This window comes from Pseudomonas sp. 382 (assembly GCF_002759075.1).
Classification (GTDB): domain Bacteria; phylum Pseudomonadota; class Gammaproteobacteria; order Pseudomonadales; family Pseudomonadaceae; genus Aquipseudomonas; species Aquipseudomonas vlassakiae.
In genome coordinates this window covers 285,973-307,124 of the sequence record NZ_PEMX01000004.1, presented here as the reverse complement: position 1 = coordinate 307,124, position 21,152 = coordinate 285,973, and the positions used below count along the sequence as shown (strand labels likewise).

Below are 21,152 nucleotides of genomic sequence, written 5' to 3'. Positions count from 1 at the left end.
AGCCGGACCATGGCCATCGATACCTCCACTACCGGTGTCAATCTCAACGACGTCCTCGCGGCGTCCGGTGTCAACACTGGCACCAAGAAGACCACCACCGATACCGCGTCCCAGACCGGCAACAGCACACTGGGCAAAGATGCGTTCCTGCAGTTGCTGGTGACCCAGATGCAGCACCAGAACCCACTCGACCCGCAGGACAACGGCGAGTTCGTGGCCCAGCTGGCCCAGTTCAGCAGCCTGGAAGGCATCACCTCGCTGAACGAGTCGGTCACCAACATCACCAGCGCCATGGCCTCGTCCCAGGCGCTGCAGGCCTCGTCGCTGGTCGGTCGCTCGGTGATCGTGCAGAACGACAAGGCGGTGGTCGATACCGCCGAAAGCTTCAATGGCCAGTTCGTCGTGCCGCAGGCCATCGACGGGGCGAAGATCACCGTCAAGGACAAGGACGGCAACACCGTCAAGACCATCGAAGTGGGTGAGCAGAAGGCCGGCTATGCCGACTTCATCTGGGATGGTACCAACGCGAGCGGCGAGAAGGTCGACCCGGGTACCTATACCTTCACGGCCAGCACCACGGTGGACGGCAAGTCGGTGCAGATGAACACCCTGTTGCCGGCCAAGGTCACCAGCGTCAGCTTCAACACCACGGGCGAGATGGTGCTCAACCTCGCCGGGGTCGGCAAGGTTTCCCTGTCCGACGTACAAACCATCGGAATCTGAGGCCGGAACGGCACAAGGAGCAACAGCATGTCTTTCAATATCGGCCTTAGCGGTCTGTACGCTGCCAACAAGCAGCTGGATGTTACCGGCAACAACATTGCCAACGTCAACACCACCGGTTTCAAGTCGTCGCGTGCCGAGTTCGCCGACGTCTATGCCGGCGCCAACCGCCTGGGCGTGGGCAAGAACCAGGTCGGCAACGGTGTGCGCCTGGCTGCGGTTTCCCAGCAGTTCACCCAGGGTGACGTGAACAACACCGGCAACGTGCTGGACATGGGTATCCAGGGTCAGGGTTACTTCGTGCTGTCGGACAACGGCTCGATGGTCTACACCCGTGCCGGTGCCTTCCAGACCAGCAAGGACAACTATGTCGTTACCTCCGATGGCCTGCGTCTGCAGGGCTATGCCGCTGATGCCAACGGCAATATCAAGAAGGGTGTCCTGACCGACCTGAAGATCGATACATCGGCCCTGGAACCCAAGGCTACCAGCCTGATCGACCAGGGCATCAACCTGAACTCCTCGGCCAAGTCGATCCCGTTGCCGTCGGTTCCGCCCGTTGCCGGTGACATCGTCTTCGACCCGACTGACGAAACGTCGTACACCAAGTCGTTCTCGACCAAGATCTACGACAGCCAGGGCAACGAGCACACCATGGAGCAGTTCTATCGCAAGACCGATACGAACCAGTGGACCATGTACACCCTGGTCGACGGCCGCAACCCGATGGACCCGACCAGCACTGCCCCGCTGACCGGCACCATCGCCTTCAACAGCGATGGCAGCGTCGCCTCGATGGCCACCGACACCACCGGCGTGCCGGCCGGCGCCGAATGGAGCGTGACCAACAACACCTTCACGCTCAAGGGCTGGATCCCGGCTACCCAGGATGCCAGCGGCAACTGGATCGCCAACGGTTCCACCGAGAACACCAGCGGCTTGCGCATGTCGATGAACAGCACCACTTCGTACAACACCGAGACCGCGCGCATGTCGCAGTCCCAGGATGGTTACGCCACCGGTATCCTGTCGAGCCTGAGCATCGACTCCACGGGGGTGATGTTCGCCAGCTTCAGCAACCAGCAGTCGCGCGCCATCGGCCAGGTGGCACTGGCCAGCTTCGCCAACGACCAGGGCCTGCAGCAGATTGGCGGCACCCGCTGGACCGAGACCTACTCCTCGGGCATCCCGGGCATCGATGCGCCGAAGACCGGCACCCTGGGCAGCGTCGAGTCCAACTCGCTGGAAAACTCCAACGTCAACCTGACCCAGGAGCTGGTCGAGTTGATCAAGGCGCAGAGCAACTACCAGGCGAACGCCAAGACCATTTCCACCGAAAGCACCATCATGCAGACCATCATCCAGATGACCTGATGGTCGCTGGCTGAGCGTGTCTGGACGAGCCCCTTTCCCATGAAGGGGTTCGTCGTATTTGCAGGAGGGAATATGAAAAGGCTGGTTGTCGCATTGATTGCCGCTTTCTGCCTGTATCAGGCCCAGGCCGGCACCGCGCCGTGGTGGCGCTGGGAAAGTCAGGCGGATGGCCGGCTGGTGTGCTCGCAATGGCCGCCGGGGGAGGGCTGGAAGAAGTTTGCCGGCCCATTCAGCAATGGCGGATGCCGCGAGCCTTGATTGGCCTGTGTCGGCCTCTTCGCGGGCGCGCCCGCTCCCACAGGGTTTGCACTGATTTCAGAGGCTGTGCTGTACCTGTGGAAGCAACTGTCTTGCTCAGATGTTAAAAGCTGGCGCGATTCCTGTGGGAGCGGGCTTGCCCGCGAAAGGGCCGGTACAGGATTGCCGCGATCGGCAATCCGGCGCCGGATAACCGGCGGCGCCTGAGTGGCAGAACCCCGAAAAAGCCCGTATTCACGGGCTTTTTCAGCATTTGAAAAAGTTGGTTCGGAACTTGCTTTAGAGCCTGCACAGCAACGGCGAGCGGCAAACGATCGTCAGTGCAGCGGAGGATGACTGTGGACAAGATGCTTTACGTGGCCATGACCGGCGCCAGCCAGAACGCGCTGGCGCAGAAGGCCCACGCCAACAACCTGGCGAACGTTTCCACCAATGGTTTCCAGCGCGACCTGGAGCAGGCGCGCTCGATGCCGGTGTTCGGTGACAGCTTTCCGTCGCGGGCGTTTGCCATGACTGAACGCCCGGCTACCGATTTCAGCGAAGGGCCGATGGTCGAGACCGGGCGTGAGCTGGACGTGGCCGTGTCCGGGCAGGGCTTCATTGCCGTGCAGGCGCCGGATGGCAGCGAAGCCTACGTGCGCACCGGCAGCCTGAACATCGACGCCCTCGGCGTGCTGCGTGCCGGCAACGGCATGCCGGTGATCGGCAACGGTGGCCCGATCGCCATTCCGCCTGAGCAGAAGGTTGAAGTGGGTGCCGACGGTACCATCAGCATCCGCTCGATGGGTGAAGACCCGCGGGTGATGGCCGAGGTCGACCGCATCAAGCTGGTCAACCCGGACATCAAGAGCATGACCAAGGGCCTGGACGGGCTGATCCACACCCAGAACGGCCAACCGGCTGCTGCCGACGTCAATGTGCGGGTGGTGTCGGGCTTCCTCGAAGGCAGCAACGTCAACGCCGTTGAAGAAATGACCTCGGTGCTGGCGTTGTCCCGCCAGTTCGAGCTGCACGTAAAAATGATGAACGCGGCCAAGGAAGGCGATGAAGCCATGGCGCGTGTTTTGCAAATCGGCTAACCAACTGTGAACGGGTGCCGTAAAACAGGCGCACGAGGAGAATACTGATGCTTCCGGCTCTTTGGGTCGCTAAAACCGGCCTGTCCGCCCAGGACACCAACCTGACTGTCATTTCCAACAACCTGGCCAACGTCTCGACCACCGGCTTCAAGCGTGATCGTGCCGAGTTCGCTGACCTGCTGTACCAGATCAAGCGTCAGCCAGGCGCGCAGTCGACCCAGGACAGCGAGCTGCCGTCGGGCCTGCAGGTCGGTACCGGTGTGCGCATCGTCGGCACCCAGAAAAACTTCCAGACCGGCAGCCTGCAGACCACCGAGAACCCGCTGGACATGGCGGTCAATGGCCGTGGTTTCTTCCAGGTACTGCAGCCGGACGGCACCGTCTCGTACACCCGTGACGGTACCTTCCACCTGAACTCCGACGGCCAGATCGTCACCGCCCAGGGTTTTGCCCTGGAGCCGGCGATCGTGGTACCGAACGATGCCCAGACCTTCACTGTCGGCCAGGATGGCACCGTGTCGATCACCACCGCCGGCAACCCGGCTGCACAGGTGATCGGTAACCTGCAGACCGCCGACTTCATCAACCCGGCCGGCCTGCAGGCGATCGGCGACAACCTGTTCCTGGAGACCGCCGCCAGCGGCGCGCCACAGGTTGGTACTCCAGGCCTGAACGGCTTCGGCACCACCCTGCAGCAGACCCTGGAAAACTCCAACGTCAGCACCGTGGAAGAGCTGGTGAACATGATCACCACCCAGCGTGCCTACGAGATGAACTCCAAGGTCATCTCCACCGCCGACCAGATGCTGTCGTTCGTGACTCAGCAGCTGTAAAAGCCCAAGTCCAGGTTCTACTCCCGTTACACCGTGAGGTAAGTGTCATGAAGCGTCTGTTGTCTGTATTCGCCCTGGGGGGGGCGGTTGTGCTGGCTGGTTGCGTCGCGCCGACGCCCAAGCCGAACGACCCGTATTACGCGCCGGTTCTGCCGCGTACCCCGCTGCCGGCTGCAGCCAACAACGGTTCGATCTACCAGGCAGGTTTCGAGCAGGGCCTGTACACCGACCGCAAGGCGTTCCGCGTGGGTGACATCATCACCATCACCCTCAACGAACGCACCTCGGCGAGCAAGAACGCAGGTTCCCAGATCCAGAAGAACAGCAAGGCCGACATTGGCCTGACCTCGCTGTTCGGCTCCAACCCGAACACCAACAACCCGTTCGGCAGCGGCGACCTGTCGCTGGAAGCCGGCTACAGCGGTGACCGCACCACCAAGGGCGACAGCAAGGCCACCCAGGGCAACACCCTGACCGGTTCGATCACCGTCACCGTGGCCGAGGTGCTGCCCAACGGCATCATCGCCGTGCGCGGTGAAAAGTGGATGACCCTCAACACCGGTGAAGAGCTGGTGCGTATCGCCGGCCTGATCCGTGCCGACGACATCGCCACCGACAACACCGTGCCGTCCACCCGGGTGGCCGATGCGCGCATCACCTATTCGGGCACCGGTTCGTTCGCCGATGCCAGTCAGCCCGGCTGGCTGGACCGCTTCTTCATGAGCCCGCTTTGGCCCTTCTGAGTACGGATGAACATGTTCAACGTTAGGCAGCTGATAGCCGCGACCCTGATCTTGTCCTGCGCGTTCGGTGCCCATGCCGAACGCCTCAAGGACATTGCCAGCATCTCCGGCGTGCGTTCCAACCAGTTGATCGGCTATGGCCTGGTGGTGGGGCTCAACGGCACGGGTGACCAGACCACCCAGACCCCGTTCACCCTGCAGACCTTCAACAACATGCTGTCGCAGTTCGGCATCAAGGTCCCGGCCGGCTCCGGCAACGTGCAGCTGAAGAACGTCGCGGCGGTGTCGGTGCATGCCGACCTGCCGGCGTTCGCCAAGCCGGGCCAGGTGGTGGATATCACCGTTTCGTCGATCGGCAACTCCAAGAGCCTGCGCGGGGGCAGCCTGCTGATGACTCCGCTCAAGGGGATCGACGGCAACGTCTACGCGATCGCGCAAGGCAACCTGGTGGTCGGCGGCTTCGATGCCGAGGGTCGTGACGGCTCGAAGATCACCGTCAACGTTCCGTCGGCCGGCCGTATTCCTGGCGGTGCCTCGGTCGAACGTGCGGTGCCGAGCGGCTTCAACCAGGGCAACAGCCTGACCCTGAACCTCAACCGCCCTGACTTCACCACCGCCAAGCGCATCGTCGACAAAGTCAACGACCTGCTCGGCCCAGGTGTGGCCCAGGCCGTTGATGGCGGCTCGGTGCGGGTCACCGCGCCGATGGACCCGAGCCAGCGGGTCGACTACCTGTCGATCCTCGAGAATCTCGAGATCGACCCGGGCCAGGCGGTGGCCAAGGTCATCATCAACTCGCGTACCGGTACCATCGTCATCGGCCAGAACGTCAAGGTCTCGCCGGCGGCGGTGACCCACGGCAGCCTGACCGTGACCATCACCGAAGACCCGATCGTCAGCCAGCCGGGGCCGTTCTCCAACGGCCAGACCGCGGTGGTTCCGCGTTCGCGGGTCAATGCCGAGCAGGAAGCCAAGCCGATGTTCAAGTTCGGTCCGGGGACCACGCTGGATGAGATCGTCCGCGCGGTCAACCAGGTCGGCGCGGCACCGGGCGACCTGATGGCCATCCTCGAAGCACTGAAACAGGCCGGCGCCTTGCAGGCCGACCTGATCGTGATCTGAGGACGCCGCGGATGAATTCGAAAAGCCTGGTCTCCAGCCACGCCGACAGCGGTGCCTACACCGACCTCAATCGCCTGAGCTCGCTCAAGCACGGTGATCGCGACAGCGATGCCAACGTGCGCAAGGTAGCCCAGGAGTTCGAGTCGCTGTTCATCAGCGAGATGCTCAAGGCCTCGCGCAAGGCCAGCGATGTGCTGGCCGACGACAACCCGATGAACAGCGAGACGGTCAAGCAGTACCGCGACATGTACGACCAGCAGCTGGCCGTGAGCATGTCCCGCGAGGGTGGCGGTATCGGCCTGCAGGACGTGCTGGTGCGCCAGCTGTCGAAGCACAAGAGCACCCCGGTCAACACCAGCCCGTTCCCACGCGTCGACGGCAGCGCGCCGACGCTGTGGGGCAACAAGGTGGCCGACCCGGTGCAGGCTACCCAGTCCACGGCCACGCGCAACGATGTCGCCGCGCTCAACTCGCGGCGCCTGGCGCTGCCGGGCAAGCTCACCGATCGCCTGCTGGCCGGCATCGTGCCTTCGGCCACCAGCCCGGCCGCAGCCACCCATACCGCCGCCGTGCCGGCCCGTGACGGGCAGCAGGTGGCCAAGGCTATCGCCATCCCGGACAACGGCCTGCGCATCACCGGCCGTGCCGTGGCGCAGCCGCCACTGGCGCCGAAGAAAGCTTTTGCCGACAGCGACGAATTCGTCGCCACCATGCTGCCGATGGCCGAGCAGGCCGCCAAGCGCATTGGTGTCGATCCGCGTTACCTGGTGGCCCAGGCCGCCCTGGAAACCGGTTGGGGCAAGTCGGTGATGCGCAACAGCGATGGCAGCAGCAGCCACAACCTGTTCGGCATCAAGGCCAGCAGTAACTGGCAAGGTGATTCGGCGCGGGCGATCACCAGCGAATTCCGCGACGGCCAGTTCGTCAAGGAGACCGCAGCGTTCCGTTCCTATGACTCGTACCAGGACAGTTTCCACGACCTGGTGAGCCTGTTGCAGAGCAATTCGCGCTATCAAGATGCGGTGAAGTCGGCCGATAACCCAGAACAATTCGTGCGAGAGCTGCAAAAGGCCGGTTACGCCACCGACCCGAACTACGCCAGCAAGATCTCGCAGATCGCAAGACAGATGAAGTCGTACGAGAGCTACGCAATGCTCGGTACCACAACGAAACTTTAAGGGTATGGAACCATGGCGAGTCTGATCAATATTGGTATGTCGGGGCTTGGCGCCGCGCAGTCGGGGATGTACACCCTCGGTAACAACATTGCCAACGCCGATGTCGAGAGCTACTCGCGCCAGCAGAACGTGCAGAAGACCAAGGGCGGCCAGCAGGTCGGCCAGGTGTTCATCGGCAGCGGCACCACCCTGGCCGACGTGCGTCGGGTGTACAACGCGTTCCTCGAGAACCAGCTGCGCACCACCACCTCGCTGAGCAGCGACGCCACCTCGTACCTGAATCAGATCACCCCGCTGGACACCGCCCTGTCGAGCAGCGACACCGGCATCACCGCCGCGCTGCAGAGCTTTTTCACCGCGTTGCAGGACGCCTCGGCCAAACCGACCGAAGATGCCTCGCGCCAGCTGCTGCTGACCAGTGCTCAATCCCTGGCCAAGCGCTTCAATACCCTGTCGTCCCAGTTCAACCAGCAGAACAGCGACATCAATTCCAACATGGCGTCGATCGCCGACAAGGTCAATGCATTGACCAAGTCGATTGCCGACCTCAACGGCCAGATTTCCAAGATGACGGCGGTCAACGGCCAGCCCAACGACCTGCTCGACCAGCGCGATGGCGCGGTGCGCGAGTTGTCGGCGCTGATCGGTGCCGACGTGGTTGAGCAGAAGAACGGCAACTATGACGTCTACCTGAAAAACGGCCAGGCCCTGGTGCTGGGCAACACCACTCAGACCATCGGCGTCGAGCCGAGCGCCACCGACCCGACCCGCATGAGCCTGATCCTCAATCGCGGCTCGACCAAGATGGACATCACCAACAGCACCACAGGTGGTGAGCTGGGCGGCCTGATCCGCTACCGCAAGGAAACCCTCGACCCGGCGATGAATGAGCTTGGCCGTGTGGCTCTGGTGGTGGCCGATGCCATCAACAGCCAGCTGGCGCAGGGGATCGACAAGAATGGCGAGTTTGGTGCGGCGATGTTTGCCGACATCAACAGCGCCGCAGCCATCAGCCAGCGCAGTATCGCCAAGGCGGGCAACAGCGCAGGCTCCGGCAACCTCGATGTCACCATCAAGGACACCGGCAAGCTGACCACCAGCGATTACCAGGTCACCTTCACCAGCGACAAACAGTACACCGTGCGCAAGTTGCCCGATGGTACCGACATGGGCACCTACAGCCTGGACGACGACCCGGCGCCGGTCATCGATGGCTTCAGCCTGGCGCTCAATGGTGGTGCCCTGAGCGCGGGTGACAGCTTCAAGATCACCCCGACGCGCAACGCTGCGGCCAACATCGAAGCGACCCTGACCGATCCCAAGCGCCTGGCCATGGCCGCGCCTTTGACCGGCACCAGTGGTTCGGGCAACAAGGGCACCGGCGCCATCACCCAGCCGACCCTGACTTCCGAGCTGGATATCTACGATGCAGCCCAGCGTGCCGACCTGCAGACCGGCATCAAGTATTCGACGCCGGTCAAGCTGGTGTTCGGTGACGACACTGCCTCGCCGCAGGCGTACACGATGTACGACTCCAAGGGCAATGCCATTGGCAGCGGCACCATTGTGCCGGGCCAGGACAGCAAGCTGCAGTTGTCGGTGCCGATGGTCGATGCCAGTGGCAACCCGATCATGGATGGCGCCACGCAGAAGACCTTCAGCTTCGAGATGACCGTCTCCGGCACACCGAAGAACGGTGACAGCTTCACCGTGGCAATGACCGCGTCGGGTTCGGCCGACAATCGCAACGCCCAATCGGTGCTGGACCTGCAGACCAAGGGTACCGTCGAAGTCGGTGCCGACGGCAAGGGCATCAGCTTCACCGATGCCTATGCCAAGCTGGTGTCAAACGTGGGCGGCAAGGCCGGCCAGGCACAGATGGACAGCGACGCCACCAACGCGCTGCACACCTCGGCCCTGGAAGGGCGCAATGGCTTGTCCGGGGTATCGATCGATGAAGAAACCGGCAACCTGATCAAGTTCCAGCAGTACTACACCGCGTCGTCGCAGATCATCAAGGCGGCCCAGGAAACCTTCGCCACCCTGATCAACAGTCTTTAAGGAGCCGTAGATCGTGAGCGTACGCATCTCTACTTCGCAGTTCTACAACACCACCCAGTCCAACTATCAGAAGAACTTCGCCAATGCGGCGAAGAGCCAGCAGGACGCCAGCGACAATATTCGCGTGCGTTCAGCCAAGGACGACCCGGTGGGCGCCGCGCGTCTGCTGCAGCTTGAGCAGCAACAGAACCTGCTCGCCCAGTACAACGGCAACACCACCAACGTGCGCAATGCCCTGGGCACCGCCGAAAGCACCCTGAACTCGATCGGCACCATCCTGCAGCGGGTCAACGAACTGGCGGTCAGCTCCGGTAACGCCGGTTTCGCCGACGCCGATCGCAAGGCCAACGCCGCCGAGCTGGACTCGCTGGAGCAGCAGCTGTTCAGCCTGATGAACAGCAAGGACGAGAACGGCAAGTACATCTTCTCCGGCTCCAAGGGTGACACCCAGCCCTACGTGCGCAACGCTGATGGTACCTACACCTACCAGGGCGACCAGTCGCAGCTGAAGCTGCAGGTGGGCGACATGCTCAGCCTGGCCGCCAACGAGACCGGCTACGACGCCTTCGAGCAGGCGCTGAACACCAGCCGCAGCCAGACCACGCTGACCGCGCCGGCTACCGATGATGGCCGCGTCAGCCTGTCCAACGGCCAGGTCTCCGGCAGCGCCACCTACAACGACCGTTTCCGCAGTGGCGAGCCTTACAGCATCGAATTCACCAGCAGTACCGAATTCAAGATCACCGACGCCAGCGGCACCGATGTCACCCTTGAGGCGACCCAGGGTGGCAAGTTCGACCCCAACGGCGAAAATACCCAGATCACCTTCCGCGGTGTCGACCTGCGCCTGGAAATCAGCTTCAAGGCCGGTGATTCCGCCGACCCGGATGCGGCGATTGCCGGCCACACCTTCAGCCTTGCCTCCAAGCCTGACCAGATCAGCGGCACTCGCAGCCCGGGCAACGCCTCGTCGGCGCAGATTACCGGCGCCAGCGTGGTCGACCAGGCCGCCTACAAGGCCGCGTTCCCGGAAGGCGCTGTACTCAAGTTCACCAGCGCCACCGATTTCGAGCTGTATGCGGCACCGGTCAGTGCCAACAGCAAGCCGATCTCCACGGGTACATTGAGCGGTTCTACCGCAACGGCCATGGGCGTGCAGTTCGAGCTGTCGGGGGCGCCGAGCGCGGGCGACTCGTTCGCGGTCAAGGTCGACACCCATCAGACTCAGAACATCCTCGACACCATCAGCCAGCTGCGCGCCGCGCTGAACACCCCGATCGACGGTGATCCGGCGGCTGCGCAAACCTTCAAGGCAGCGCTGGACTCGGCCATCGGCAACATCGCCAGCGCCACCAATCAGGTGACTTCGTCGATCGCCTCGATCGGTGGCCGGGGCCAGGCGCTGGACGTGCAGGCCGAGACCAATTCGGCGCTGAGCGCGGAGAACACCAAGACCCAGACGTCGATCCGCGAAAGCGATCCGGCCGAAGTGATGATCCGCCTGACCATGCAGACCAACATGCTGCAAGCCTCGCTGCAGGCATACGCCAAGGTCGCCGGCCTGTCGCTGGTCAACTACATCTGATAACGCTGCGTGCGTAGTCAATCGTGCGCTGTCACCGTCAGGTGCGGCGCACTTTTTTTTGCAAGGTCGTCAACGTGAACGAAAAGCCTCTCGTCAGTATCGTCATCCCCGCCTACAGCTCGCGGTTCTTCGCCATGGCCCTGCAAAGCGCACTGGGCCAGACCTACGATGCACTGGAGGTGCTGGTCTGCGACGACAGCGAAAGCGAGGAGATCGAGGCGATCGTCAACGCCCTCGACGATGAGCCCCGTGTGCGCTATGTGCGCAATGCCCGGCACCTGGGCTTTGTCGGCAACCTGCTGCGCGCCGTCGAGCTGGCCCGTGGCGAGCTGGTCAAGGTGCTGTGCGACGACGACCGGCTGTTCCCGCAATGCGTGGCACATCAGGCCCAGGCCCTGCAGCAGCATGAGGAAGTCGGCCTGGTGCTGTCCCAGCGCGTGCTGTGCGACGAGAACAATTTCATCCTGCCGATGCGCATTGCCAATGCGCGCTTCGCCAACGTCGACAGCCTGTTCAAGGGCGAAGACATGTTGGCGATGCTCGACGGCCGGCCGGTGAACTTCCTCGGCAACTTCTCGGCCGCGCTGATGCGCCGCGAGCAGGCCCTGCAGTGGCTGCAGGCACTGACCGGCGATGGCCTGAGCTTTGTCGCGCTGCTTGACCTGGCGCTGTTCGCCTGCCTGATGCGCCGTGGCAACATGATCATGCTCAGCGAGCCCGGCCTGATCGAGCGCCTGCATCCGCAGCGCCTGAGCAAGCAGGATGCGGTGGTGCAAGGGGCGCCGCAGGAGTGGCGCTGGATGATGCAGATGCTCGCCGCACGCAGCGGTGAAGCGGCACCGGCCAGCGGCTGGGTGCGCTATGTACCGCTGACCGAGGCGCAGGAGCAGCCGCGCCAGTGGCAGGAACTATGCGTGGCGCGGATCATCAGCAACTGGCAGACCCGCCTGGGCGGCCGGGTCGGCAGTGACTGCGAGAGCTATGCCGAGCTGTACCAGCAATGGCTGGCGGCGCGCCGCTTCAGTGACGTGCAGCGCGGCCTGCTGCCGCAGGCGATCGCCGCCTGGCCGCAGCAGCCGCGCATCGTGCCGCTGGTGCTGGATGTCGCAGGCGATGCCGGGGCGCTGGAGCAGACCCTGCAAAGCCTGGCACGGCAGCTGTACCCGGTGCATGCCTGCGTGGTCCTGAGCGATGCCGCGCCCGTCAGCACGCTAGCGCTGGTGCAGCAACCGCTGCAGGCCGACTGGCCGCAGCAGCTCAACCAGCTGCTGGCTTCGCTGCAGGATGCCGACTGGGTCTACCTGCTGCGCGCTGGCGACCGCCTGAGCGAGTCGGCCACGTTGCTGCTGGCCGAGCGTGCGGCCGTGTTCCCGAGCCTGGCCTGTGCCTACAGTGACGAAGGGGCCTGGCTGGATGGCTTGCCGGGTGAGCCGGTCTTCAAGCCGGACTTCAACCTCGACCTGCTGCGCAGCTACCCCTACGTTGGCCGTACCCTGGCCTTTGCCCGCGAGGCGATCGTCGACCTGGGCGGCTTCGATGCCGGCTTCACCGAGCTGGCACCGCATGACCTGCTCTGGCGCCTGGTCGAGACCCGCGGCCCGCAGGTCATCGAACATATTGCCGAAATCCAGGTGCAGTCGAGCTTGAGCTTTGCGCAGTGGTTGTCGCTGCCTGAGGTGATCGCCCAGAGCGAGGCGGTGCTTGCCGCACACCTGCGGCGCCTGGGTGTGGCGCACAGCATCCGGCACGACGACCTGGCGCTGCTCAATCGCGTCCACTACCTGCACGGCGACACCCCTTTGACCTCGATCATCGTCCCGGTGGGCCGCGACCTGGCCAGCTTGCAGTCGTGTGTCGAAGGCCTGATCGAGCGTACCGCCCAGGGGCGATACGAAGTGCTCATGGTGGCGGGGGCTGCCGCCGAGGGTGACATGGCAGCCTGGCTGCAGGCCATGGACGAGCTGGGTGCCGACATGCTGCGAGTGATCCGCAGCCCTGGCGACTCCCGCATCCAGTTGATTGACGCTGCCGCCGCGCAGGCGCGTGGTGACTACCTGCTGTTGCTCGACCCTGGCGTGCAGGTGCTCGACGGCCATTGGCTGGACGAGATGCTGCAGCACGCTCAGCGCCCGGAAGTGGCGGTGGTCGGTGCCCGGCTGGTCGATGGCCAGGGGCGGGTGGTCGAGGCGGGCTGGGTGCTGGGGGCGTCCAGCGTGGCCGGCCCGGCGTTTGCCGGCGAGGATATGCAGTCGCGCGGCTACCTGCAGCGTTTGCAGGTGGTACAGAACTGGAGCGCCGTCGGCGGTGCCTGCCTGATGGTGCGCAAGCGCGTCTTCGACGACCTCGGTGGCTTGGCTGCGCAGCCGCTCGGCCAGGGCATGGCTGAGCTCGACCTGTGCCTGCGTGCCGGCGCCCAGGGCTATCTGGTGGTGGGCACGCCGTATGCCACCCTGCTCAAGCGCGAGGTGCCGGCCGAGTCCGACGGTCTCGACCGGCAAGTGCTGCTGGAACAGCAACAGGTGTTCTGCGAGCGCTGGCTGAGCAAGGTGATCCGTGACCCGGCCTACAACCCGAACCTTGGGCTGGCTGCCGCCGACTTCAGCCTCGAACCGAGCCTGCGCGGCAGCTGGAGTCCGCTGTGCGCCCGTGCCCTGCCGTCGGTGCTGGGCTTGCCGATCAACGACAGCGCCGTTGGCCACTACCGTGTCGAGCAGCCGTTCAAGCAGCTGGAAGCGGCCGGGCGCGTGGTCGGACGGGTGGTCTACGAATCGCCGACCGTGGTCCAGTTGGCACGCATGGACCCGGATGTGATCATTCTGCAATTGCGGCACAACGATGACTCGGTCCGCGACATCGAGCGCATCGCCCGTTTTTCCAATGCCCGACGCATCTTCGAGATCGACGACTACGTGCTCAGCGCGCCGAAGAAGAACACCCATGCGCGCAACAAACCGGCCGACATCGAGCAGCACCTGCGCCGCGGCATCAGCCTGTGCGACCGTGTCGTGGTGACCACCCAGGCGCTCGCCAACGCGCTGTCGGACATGCACCACGACATCCGCGTGGTACCGAACATGCTCGCCCCGCACCTGTGGACGCAGCTGCCGCCCAGTCGCCGGGGCACCTCCAGCAAGCCGCGGGTGGGCTGGGGAGGGGGCACCAGCCACAGTGGCGACCTGGAAATCATCGCCGATGTGGTGCGCGAGCTGGCCGACGAGGTGGAGTGGGTATTCTTCGGTATGTGCCCGGATGTGCTCAGGCCGTATATCCACGAATACCACCCGGGCGTTCCGCTGGCGCTTTACCCGGCCAAGCTGGCCAGCCTCAACCTCGACCTGGCCCTGGCGCCGCTGGAATTCCACATCTTCAACGACTGCAAGAGCAATCTGCGCTTGCTGGAATACGGCGCCTGTGGCTATCCGACCATCTGCACCGACACCGAGGCCTACCGTGGCTACCTGCCCTGCACGCGGGTCTATGGCAATGGCACCGAGGAATGGCTGCGGGCGATCCGTTCGCACCTGGCCGACCCGGTAGCCAGCTACCGCATGGGTGACGAGCTGCGCGAGGCGGTGATGCGCGACTTCGTGTTGCGCGACGACAACCTGCGCCATTGGGAATGGGGCTGGTTGGCCGACTGAGATCCATCTCGAACAATCCGCAAACCCTGTGGGAGCGGGTTCACCCGCGAACACCGGCAAAGGCGGTGCCAGGCATCGCGTAGGCTGATTCGCGGGTAAACCCGCTCCCACAGAAATTGCGTTTCGCCTGGAGCCAGATTGGCGCATTTCCTGCAGTAGCCCTCGATATCGCCATAAATCCTTCGCCCTGGCGGTGCCGGCGGCGCGAAGTACATGAGGAAATCGATGAAGGCAGTCATTCTGGCGGGTGGGCTCGGCACGCGGATCAGCGAAGAGTCGCATCTGAAGCCCAAACCGATGATCGAAATCGGTGGCAAGCCAATTCTTTGGCACATCATGAAGCAGTATTCGGCGCACGGTATCCACGACTTCGTGATCTGCCTGGGCTACAAGGGCTACGCGATCAAGGATTTCTTCGCCAACTACTTCCTGCACACCTCCGACGTCACCTTCGACATGCGCGCCAACCGCATGGATGTCCATCAGAACTACAGCGAGCCATGGCGCGTGACACTGGTCGACACCGGCGAGGAAACCATGACCGGCGGCCGGCTGCGCCGTGCGGCCCGTTACCTGGAAGGTGAAAAGGCGTTCTGCTTCACCTACGGCGACGGGGTTTCCGACATCGACATCAGTGCGCTGGTCGACTTCCACCATGCCCACGGCCGGTTCGCCACGGTCACCGCCGTACAGCCGCCGGGGCGTTATGGCGCCCTGCAGCGCGACGGCGACCAGGTGCTGGGCTTTACCGAAAAACCACGCGGCGATGGCGGCTGGATCAACGGCGGGTTCTTCGTGCTGTCCCCTGAGGTGCTGCCCTATATCGACGGCGACACCACCTCCTGGGAAGCCGAGCCGCTTTCGCGGTTGGCCAGCGAGGGGCAATTGCATGCCTTCGCCCATGAAGGTTTCTGGCATCCGATGGACACCCTGCGCGACAAGAATCACCTCGAACAGCTGTGGAGCAGCGGGGAGGCACCATGGAAGCAGTGGGCCTGAGCCCTGCGTTCTGGGCTGGCAAGCGCGTCCTGGTCACGGGCCACACCGGTTTCAAGGGCAGCTGGCTGGTGCTCTGGCTGCAGAGCCTGGGTGCCAAGGTGACCGGCTTCGCCCTGGATCCGGCGACCGAGCCGAGCCTGTTCGAACTGGCCCGGGTCGGCGAGGGCATCGATGACCGCCGTGGCGACGTACGTGATCTTGGCGTATTGCTGGAACTGATCGCCGAGGTGCAGCCGGAAATCGTCCTGCACCTGGCGGCCCAGCCGCTGGTCCGGGAGGGCTACCGGGACCCGCTGGGGACTTACTCCACCAATGTCATAGGCACCCTCAACCTGCTGGAGGCGATCCGCCAGGTCGGGGGCGTGCGTGCCTGTGTGGTGGTCACCACCGACAAGGTCTACGCCAACCAGGAATGGGCCTGGCCCTATCGCGAGAACGAAGCGTTGGGCGGGCATGACCCCTATAGCAGCAGCAAGGCCTGCTGCGAGCTGCTGGCCCAGTCCTACGCGGCATCGTTCTTTCCACTCGATAAGCATGCCGAGCACGGCCTGAGTCTGGCCACCGCCCGCGCCGGCAATGTGCTGGGCGGGGGCGACTTTTCCCCTGAACGGCTGATCCCGGATGTGCTCAAGGCGTGGTCAGCGGGGGAGCCGGTGACGCTGCGCCTGCCCCAGGCGGTACGCCCCTGGCAGCACGCCCTGGAGCCGCTGGCTGGCTACCTGGCGCTGGCGGCTGGCCTGTATCAGCAAGGCCCGCGCTTTGCCGGCGCGTGGAATTTCGGCCCCGGTGACGACGACATGTGCAGTGTCGGCGAGGTCGTCCAGTTGCTCGCCGGGCAATGGCCGCAGGCGCCGGGGGTGGAACTGCAGAAAAGCGAGATGCACGAAGCCGGGCTGCTGCGCCTGGACAGCTCGCGCGCACGCCAACTGCTTGGCTGGCGCCCGCGCTGGACACTCGGCGAATGCCTGGAGCAAACCCTGAACTGGCACCTGGCCTGGCGCAAGGGCATGGACATGCGCGCGGTCTGCCTGACCCAGCTGAGCCTTTACCAGGAGTCGCTGTGAGTCAGTACAGCTTGCATGCCTTGCCGCTGTCGGGCCTTGCCCGTATCGAGCACCGCCGCGCTGAAGACGCCCGTGGCGCCTTCTCGCGGTTGTACTGCGAAGACAGCCTGGAGCGCTTCGGCGCGCCGTTCCACATCCGCCAGATCAACCGTTCGCTGACTCGCCAGCGTGGCAGTGTGCGTGGCCTGCACTACCAGGCCGGACCGCAGCCGGAAAGCAAGTACATCACCTGCATGCGCGGTGAGGTATGGGACGTGGTAGTCGACCTGCGCGCCGATTCGCCGACGTTCCTGCACTGGCACGCCGAGCATCTGCAGGCCGGCGACGCGAGCAGCCTGCTGGTGCCGGCAGGCTTCGCCCACGGCTTCCAGGCCCTGAGCGACGATGCCGAGCTGCTGTACCTGCACAGCGCCGACTATGCCCCCGAGCATGAGGGCGGGCTGTCGGTGTTCGACCCGCGCCTGGCGATCGCCTGGCCGTTGCCCGTGATCAACCTCTCGGCCCGGGATGAGCTGCATCCTTGGCTGGACGACTGCTTTACCGGAGTGACCGTATGAATTGCCGTGGTTGTGGCAGCGCCTTGCACCTGCCGTTGATCGACCTGGGAACCTCGCCGCCTTCGAACGCCTACCTGCGTCCCGAGCAACTGGCCGAGGCTGAACAGTGGGTGCCGCTGAAGGTGGCGGTGTGCGAACAGTGCTGGCTGGTGCAGACCGAAGACTACACGCGCGCCGAGCAGCTGTTCGACGCCGATTATGCTTACTTCAGCTCCTACTCCAGTTCCTGGCTGGCGCATGCCGAAACCTACGTGGCAGGCATGGTCGAGCGCTTCGCGCTGGGCCAGGATAGCCGCGTGGTCGAGATCGCTGCCAATGACGGTTATCTGCTGCAGTACGTGGCGGCACGTGGCATCCCGTGCCTGGGCGTCGAGCCGACCCGCAGCACCGCTGCGGCGGCGCGGGCCAAGGGCCTGGAGATCCGTGAAGTGTTCTTTGGCCGTGAGGTGGCCGCGCAGCTGGCCGCCGAAGGCTGGAGCGCCGACCTGATGGCGGCCAACAACGTGCTCGCCCATGTGCCGGACATCAACGATTTCCTCGGGGGCTTCGCGACCTTGCTCAAGCCAGCCGGCGTCGCCACCTTCGAATTCCCCCACCTGCTGTCGCTGATTGCCGAACACCAGTTCGACACCCTGTACCACGAGCATTACTCCTACCTGTCCCTGACCGCTGTGCAGGGCCTTTGCCAGCGCAATGGCCTGGAGATTTTCGACGTGCAGGAACTGCCCACTCATGGCGGTTCGCTGCGGGTATTCGTGCAGCGCGCCGACGGCCAGCGCCGGCCTGCGCAAGCGGCCGTCGCCAGCCTGCTGGCCCTGGAAGAGGATGTGGGCGTGCGCAGCGCCGGGTTCTATTCGAGCCTGGCGCCGGCCGCCGAGCGCATAAAGCTGCAGCTGTTGCGATTCCTGCTCGATGCCAAGGCCGCAGGCAAGCGTGTGGTCGGCTATGGGGCGGCCGCCAAGGGTAACACCTTGCTCAACTATGCCGGCGTCAAGGCTGACCTGCTGGCTTGGGTGGCCGATGCCAACCCGCACAAACAGGGCAAGTTCCTGCCGGGCAGCCGTATACCCGTGGTGGCGCCGGCGCGCCTGGCCGAGGAGCAGCCGGACTATGTGCTGGTGCTGCCGTGGAACCTGCTGCGCGAGGTCAGCGAGCAGCAGGCCGGCATCCGCGAGTGGGGCGGCAAGTTCGTGATCGCCGTGCCTGAGCTGACCGTGCTATGACCGGTCTGCATGTGCTGGTGACAGGCGCCACCGGGTTCGTTGGCCGCCACCTGGTTACCGAACTGCTGGCCCGTGGCTGCCGGGTGCGCGCCATTGCCCGCGACGTGCAGCGCGCACGCAGCATGCCGTGGTTCGACCAGGTGCAGTTCGTCGCCGGCGACCTGCACCAGGCCGATGCCGAGCAGGTGGGGCGCTGGGTCGAGGGCATCGATGCGCTTGCCCACCTGGCCTGGCCAGGGTTGCCCAACTATCAGGCGTTGTTCCATCTGGAGCAGAACCTGATGGCCGACTACCGCTTCATCAAGGACGCGGTCGAAGCTGGCGTGCGCCAGGTGCTGGTCACCGGCACCTGCTTCGAGTACGGCATGCAGAATGGCCCGCTGGACGAGCAGTGCCCGGCTCGCCCGGGCAATCCCTACGGGCTGGCCAAGCACAGCCTGCATCAGTTCCTCCAGGCGTTGCAGTTGCACACGCCGTTTGTTCTGCAATGGGCGCGGCTGTTCTACCTGCATGGCCAGGGGCAGAACCCCAACAGCCTGCTGGCCGCCCTCGACCGTGCCATCGACAGCGGTGCGACGGCCTTCGACATGTCTGCCGGCGAGCAGCTGCGCGATTTCCAGCCCGTCACCGAGGCCGCGCGGCAGCTGGCCGGGCTGCTGCACTGCCGGGCGTTCTCCGGCGTGGTCAACTGTGCCAGCGGCCAGCCGCGGGCGGTGCGCAGCCTGGTCGAGCAGCGCCTGCGCGAGCGCGGCGCCAAGGTGGCGCTCAACCTCGGCCATTACCCCTATCCAAGCCACGAGCCGATGGCGTTCTGGGCCGTGACCGAGCGACTCACGCAACTGCTGGCTGCCCAAGGAGAACCTGATGGCCTATGAACTGTATCGTGCGGTCGGCCTGCCCGTACTGCAGAATCGCACCTTCGCCGATGCCGCCAGCGCGCAGGCATCCGCCAGCGGCGATCTGTGCCTGGTTCAGGACGAGCGTACCGGTCTGGTCTACAACCAGGCCTTCGACGCCTCCCTGCTCAGCTACGACAGCGACTACCAGAACGAACAGGCCCTGTCGCCGGCGTTCCAGCGTCACCTGGACGCGGTGGAGGGCCTGGTGGCCCGGCACTTCGCCGGTCAGCGCCTGATCGAGGTGGGGTGTGGCAAGGGCTACTTTCTCGAACTACTGCGCCAGCGTGGCCACCAGGTGACCGGCATCGACCCGGCCTACGAGGGCGACAACCCGGACGTGATCAAGGCGCCGTTCACCCGCGCCCTGGGGCTGGCCGCCGATGCGGTGGTGCTGCGTCACGTGCTGGAGCATATCGCCGACCCGCTGGCCTTCCTCGGCGCTATCGCCGACGCCAACCAGGGCGGGCTGATCTACATCGAAGTGCCATGCCTGGACTGGATCCTCGAGCACCGTGCCTGGTTCGACCTGTTCTACGAGCACGTCAACTACTTCCGCCTGGACGACCTGCGCCGCTGCTTCGGCAAGGTGCTGGAATCCGGGCACCTGTTCAACGGCCAGTACCTGTACATCGTCGCCGACCTGGCCAGCCTGCGCGAGCCAGCCTTCGATGGCCGGCGCCTGCAACTGCCGTCTGGTTTCAGCGCCAGCCTCGAACGTGGCCAGGCCCTGGTGCGCGAACACGCCGGGCGCGGCGCGGCGATCTGGGGCGCCTCGTCCAAAGGGGTGATCTATTCGCTGTACCTGCAGCGCGCTGGCGTGCAGGTCGACCATGTGATCGATATCAACCCGGCCAAGCAAGGCCGCTATCTGCCGCTGAGCGGCCTGCGCGTGTCCTCGCCTGAAGAAGCGCTGGCCAGCATGCCCGATGGTGCGCAGGTGTTCGTGATGAATTCCAACTACCTGGACGAGATCCGCCGTGACACCGGCAACCGTTTCGTCTACCACGCGGTCGATGACGCCGCGTTCCAATGACCTTTGCAGAGACCGCCTCCATGACTGATACCAACGTCCACCAGGCCTTCGTCGCCGAGTGCAACGAGCAGATCGCCGCCCAGGGCCAGGACCAGAAGCTCCAGGGCCTGGCACGCGACCTGTTCAACGAATCGGCCAAGCACAAGTACAGCTACCACTTCTCGTGGATGGGCCGGCCGATCATCCAGCTGCCGCAGGACATGGTCGCCATGCAGGAACTGGTGTGGCGCATCAAGCCGGACCTGATCATCGAGTGCGGCATCGCCCACGGCGGTTCGATCATCTACTACGCCTCGCTGCTGCAGCTGCTGGGCCATGGTGAGGTGCTCGGCATCGACGTCGACATCCGTCCGCACAACCGCAAGGCCATCGAGGAGCACCCGATGGCGCACCGCATCAGCATGCTCGAAGGCTCGAGCATCGCGCCGCAGATGGTCGCCAAGGTGCGCCAGTTGGCCGAAGGCAAGAAGGTCATCGTCGTGCTCGACTCCAACCATACCCACCAGCACGTGCTCGACGAGCTGCGGGCCTATGCGCCGTTGGTATCGGTGGACAGCTATTGCGTGGTAATGGATACCGTGGTCGAGGACATGCCGGCCGACTTCTTCCCGGACCGCCCCTGGGGCCATGGCGACAACCCCAAGACTGCCGTGTGGCAATACCTGAAAGAGAACAGCGACTTCGAGATCGACCGCCAGGTGCAGGACAAGCTGTTGCTGACCGTCGCGCCGGACGGCTATCTGCGCCGCGTGCGCTGATTCTTCCTCAAGGTCCCCAGGA

At 64.5% G+C, this 21,152-nt stretch carries 18 protein-coding genes; all 18 read left to right on the top strand.

Annotation, left to right across the window (positions count from 1 at the left end; all coding sequences use genetic code 11):
• Nucleotides 1–9: 9 nt before the first annotated feature.
• Nucleotides 10–723: a flagellar hook assembly protein FlgD gene (gene flgD / locus CQW31_RS07750; protein WP_054886323.1), complete on the top strand. Its 714-nt coding sequence runs from the start codon at nt 10–12 to the stop codon at nt 721–723.
• A 27-nt stretch (nt 724–750) separates the two neighbouring features.
• Nucleotides 751–2,097, top strand: coding sequence for a flagellar hook protein FlgE (flgE, locus tag CQW31_RS07745; protein ID WP_054886322.1), 1,347 nt, complete (start codon nt 751–753; stop codon nt 2,095–2,097).
• A 72-nt stretch (nt 2,098–2,169) separates the two neighbouring features.
• Nucleotides 2,170–2,355, top strand: a complete 186-nt coding sequence (locus CQW31_RS07740) for a hypothetical protein (RefSeq protein WP_054886321.1) — start codon at nt 2,170–2,172, stop codon at nt 2,353–2,355.
• Nucleotides 2,356–2,693: 338 nt separating this feature from the next.
• The gene (gene flgF / locus CQW31_RS07735; protein WP_099814220.1) at nt 2,694–3,434 is read left to right on the top strand and encodes a flagellar basal-body rod protein FlgF; all 741 of its coding nucleotides are present in this window, start codon (nt 2,694–2,696) and stop codon (nt 3,432–3,434) included.
• Nucleotides 3,435–3,481: 47 nt separating this feature from the next.
• Nucleotides 3,482–4,267, top strand: coding sequence for a flagellar basal-body rod protein FlgG (gene flgG / locus CQW31_RS07730; RefSeq protein WP_027921148.1), 786 nt, complete (start codon nt 3,482–3,484; stop codon nt 4,265–4,267).
• A 47-nt stretch (nt 4,268–4,314) separates the two neighbouring features.
• Entirely contained in the window at nt 4,315–5,010 is a 696-nt protein-coding gene (flgH, locus tag CQW31_RS07725; RefSeq protein WP_027921149.1) for a flagellar basal body L-ring protein FlgH, read from the top strand.
• Nucleotides 5,011–5,022: 12 nt separating this feature from the next.
• Complete coding sequence (locus CQW31_RS07720; RefSeq protein WP_099814240.1) at nt 5,023–6,132, top strand: flagellar basal body P-ring protein FlgI; 1,110 nt, start codon at nt 5,023–5,025, stop codon at nt 6,130–6,132.
• An 11-nt stretch (nt 6,133–6,143) separates the two neighbouring features.
• A complete protein-coding gene (gene flgJ / locus CQW31_RS07715) occupies nt 6,144–7,310 on the top strand; it encodes a flagellar assembly peptidoglycan hydrolase FlgJ (RefSeq protein WP_099814219.1) in 1,167 nt (388 codons plus the stop codon).
• 12 nt (nt 7,311–7,322) lie between these two features.
• Nucleotides 7,323–9,371, top strand: a complete 2,049-nt coding sequence (flgK, locus tag CQW31_RS07710; RefSeq protein ID WP_099814218.1) for a flagellar hook-associated protein FlgK — start codon at nt 7,323–7,325, stop codon at nt 9,369–9,371.
• Nucleotides 9,372–9,384: 13 nt separating this feature from the next.
• Nucleotides 9,385–10,956, top strand: a complete 1,572-nt coding sequence (locus tag CQW31_RS07705) for a flagellar hook-associated protein 3 (protein WP_099814217.1) — start codon at nt 9,385–9,387, stop codon at nt 10,954–10,956.
• Between the two features lie 74 nt (nt 10,957–11,030).
• Nucleotides 11,031–14,597, top strand: a complete 3,567-nt coding sequence (locus CQW31_RS07700) for a glycosyltransferase (RefSeq protein ID WP_099814216.1) — start codon at nt 11,031–11,033, stop codon at nt 14,595–14,597.
• 225 nt (nt 14,598–14,822) lie between these two features.
• The gene (rfbF, locus tag CQW31_RS07695) at nt 14,823–15,596 is read left to right on the top strand and encodes a glucose-1-phosphate cytidylyltransferase (RefSeq protein ID WP_099814215.1); all 774 of its coding nucleotides are present in this window, start codon (nt 14,823–14,825) and stop codon (nt 15,594–15,596) included.
• Nucleotides 15,578–16,660, top strand: a complete 1,083-nt coding sequence (gene rfbG, locus CQW31_RS07690; RefSeq protein ID WP_099814214.1) for a CDP-glucose 4,6-dehydratase — start codon at nt 15,578–15,580, stop codon at nt 16,658–16,660. Before rfbF ends, rfbG begins: the two co-directional genes overlap by 19 nt.
• Nucleotides 16,657–17,217 carry a dTDP-4-dehydrorhamnose 3,5-epimerase family protein gene (locus CQW31_RS07685; RefSeq protein WP_054886313.1) on the top strand — a complete coding sequence of 187 codons (561 nt, stop codon included), beginning with the start codon at nt 16,657–16,659 and terminating at the stop codon, nt 17,215–17,217. Before rfbG ends, CQW31_RS07685 begins: the two co-directional genes overlap by 4 nt.
• A complete protein-coding gene (locus CQW31_RS07680) occupies nt 17,214–18,440 on the top strand; it encodes a class I SAM-dependent methyltransferase (RefSeq protein WP_054886312.1) in 1,227 nt (408 codons plus the stop codon). The genes CQW31_RS07685 and CQW31_RS07680 overlap by 4 nt, the downstream gene beginning before the upstream one ends.
• Nucleotides 18,437–19,315, top strand: a complete 879-nt coding sequence (locus CQW31_RS07675; RefSeq protein WP_099814213.1) for an NAD(P)-dependent oxidoreductase — start codon at nt 18,437–18,439, stop codon at nt 19,313–19,315. Before CQW31_RS07680 ends, CQW31_RS07675 begins: the two co-directional genes overlap by 4 nt.
• Nucleotides 19,305–20,372 (top strand): class I SAM-dependent methyltransferase, encoded by a 1,068-nt coding sequence (locus CQW31_RS07670; RefSeq protein WP_099814212.1) that lies wholly within the window; start codon nt 19,305–19,307, stop codon nt 20,370–20,372. Before CQW31_RS07675 ends, CQW31_RS07670 begins: the two co-directional genes overlap by 11 nt.
• Nucleotides 20,373–20,392: 20 nt before the next feature.
• Entirely contained in the window at nt 20,393–21,130 is a 738-nt protein-coding gene (locus CQW31_RS07665; RefSeq protein WP_099814239.1) for a cephalosporin hydroxylase family protein, read from the top strand.
• The last annotated feature ends 22 nt before the right edge of the window (nt 21,131–21,152 follow it).

Bases quoted from the DNA above. Each gene is read 5' to 3' on its own strand.
- flgD (WP_054886323.1), top strand. From the start codon at position 10: ATGGCCATCGATACCTCCACTACCGGTGTCAATCTCAACGACGTCCTC.
- flgE (WP_054886322.1), top strand. From the start codon at position 751: ATGTCTTTCAATATCGGCCTTAGCGGTCTGTACGCTGCCAACAAGCAG.
- CQW31_RS07740 (WP_054886321.1), top strand. From the start codon at position 2,170: ATGAAAAGGCTGGTTGTCGCATTGATTGCCGCTTTCTGCCTGTATCAG.
- flgG (WP_027921148.1), top strand. From the start codon at position 3,482: ATGCTTCCGGCTCTTTGGGTCGCTAAAACCGGCCTGTCCGCCCAGGAC.
- flgH (WP_027921149.1), top strand. From the start codon at position 4,315: ATGAAGCGTCTGTTGTCTGTATTCGCCCTGGGGGGGGCGGTTGTGCTG.
- CQW31_RS07720 (WP_099814240.1), top strand. From the start codon at position 5,023: ATGTTCAACGTTAGGCAGCTGATAGCCGCGACCCTGATCTTGTCCTGC.
- flgJ (WP_099814219.1), top strand. From the start codon at position 6,144: ATGAATTCGAAAAGCCTGGTCTCCAGCCACGCCGACAGCGGTGCCTAC.
- flgK (WP_099814218.1), top strand. From the start codon at position 7,323: ATGGCGAGTCTGATCAATATTGGTATGTCGGGGCTTGGCGCCGCGCAG.
- rfbF (WP_099814215.1), top strand. From the start codon at position 14,823: ATGAAGGCAGTCATTCTGGCGGGTGGGCTCGGCACGCGGATCAGCGAA.
- rfbG (WP_099814214.1), top strand. From the start codon at position 15,578: ATGGAAGCAGTGGGCCTGAGCCCTGCGTTCTGGGCTGGCAAGCGCGTC.
- CQW31_RS07680 (WP_054886312.1), top strand. From the start codon at position 17,214: ATGAATTGCCGTGGTTGTGGCAGCGCCTTGCACCTGCCGTTGATCGAC.
- CQW31_RS07675 (WP_099814213.1), top strand. From the start codon at position 18,437: ATGACCGGTCTGCATGTGCTGGTGACAGGCGCCACCGGGTTCGTTGGC.
- CQW31_RS07670 (WP_099814212.1), top strand. From the start codon at position 19,305: ATGGCCTATGAACTGTATCGTGCGGTCGGCCTGCCCGTACTGCAGAAT.
- CQW31_RS07665 (WP_099814239.1), top strand. From the start codon at position 20,393: ATGACTGATACCAACGTCCACCAGGCCTTCGTCGCCGAGTGCAACGAG.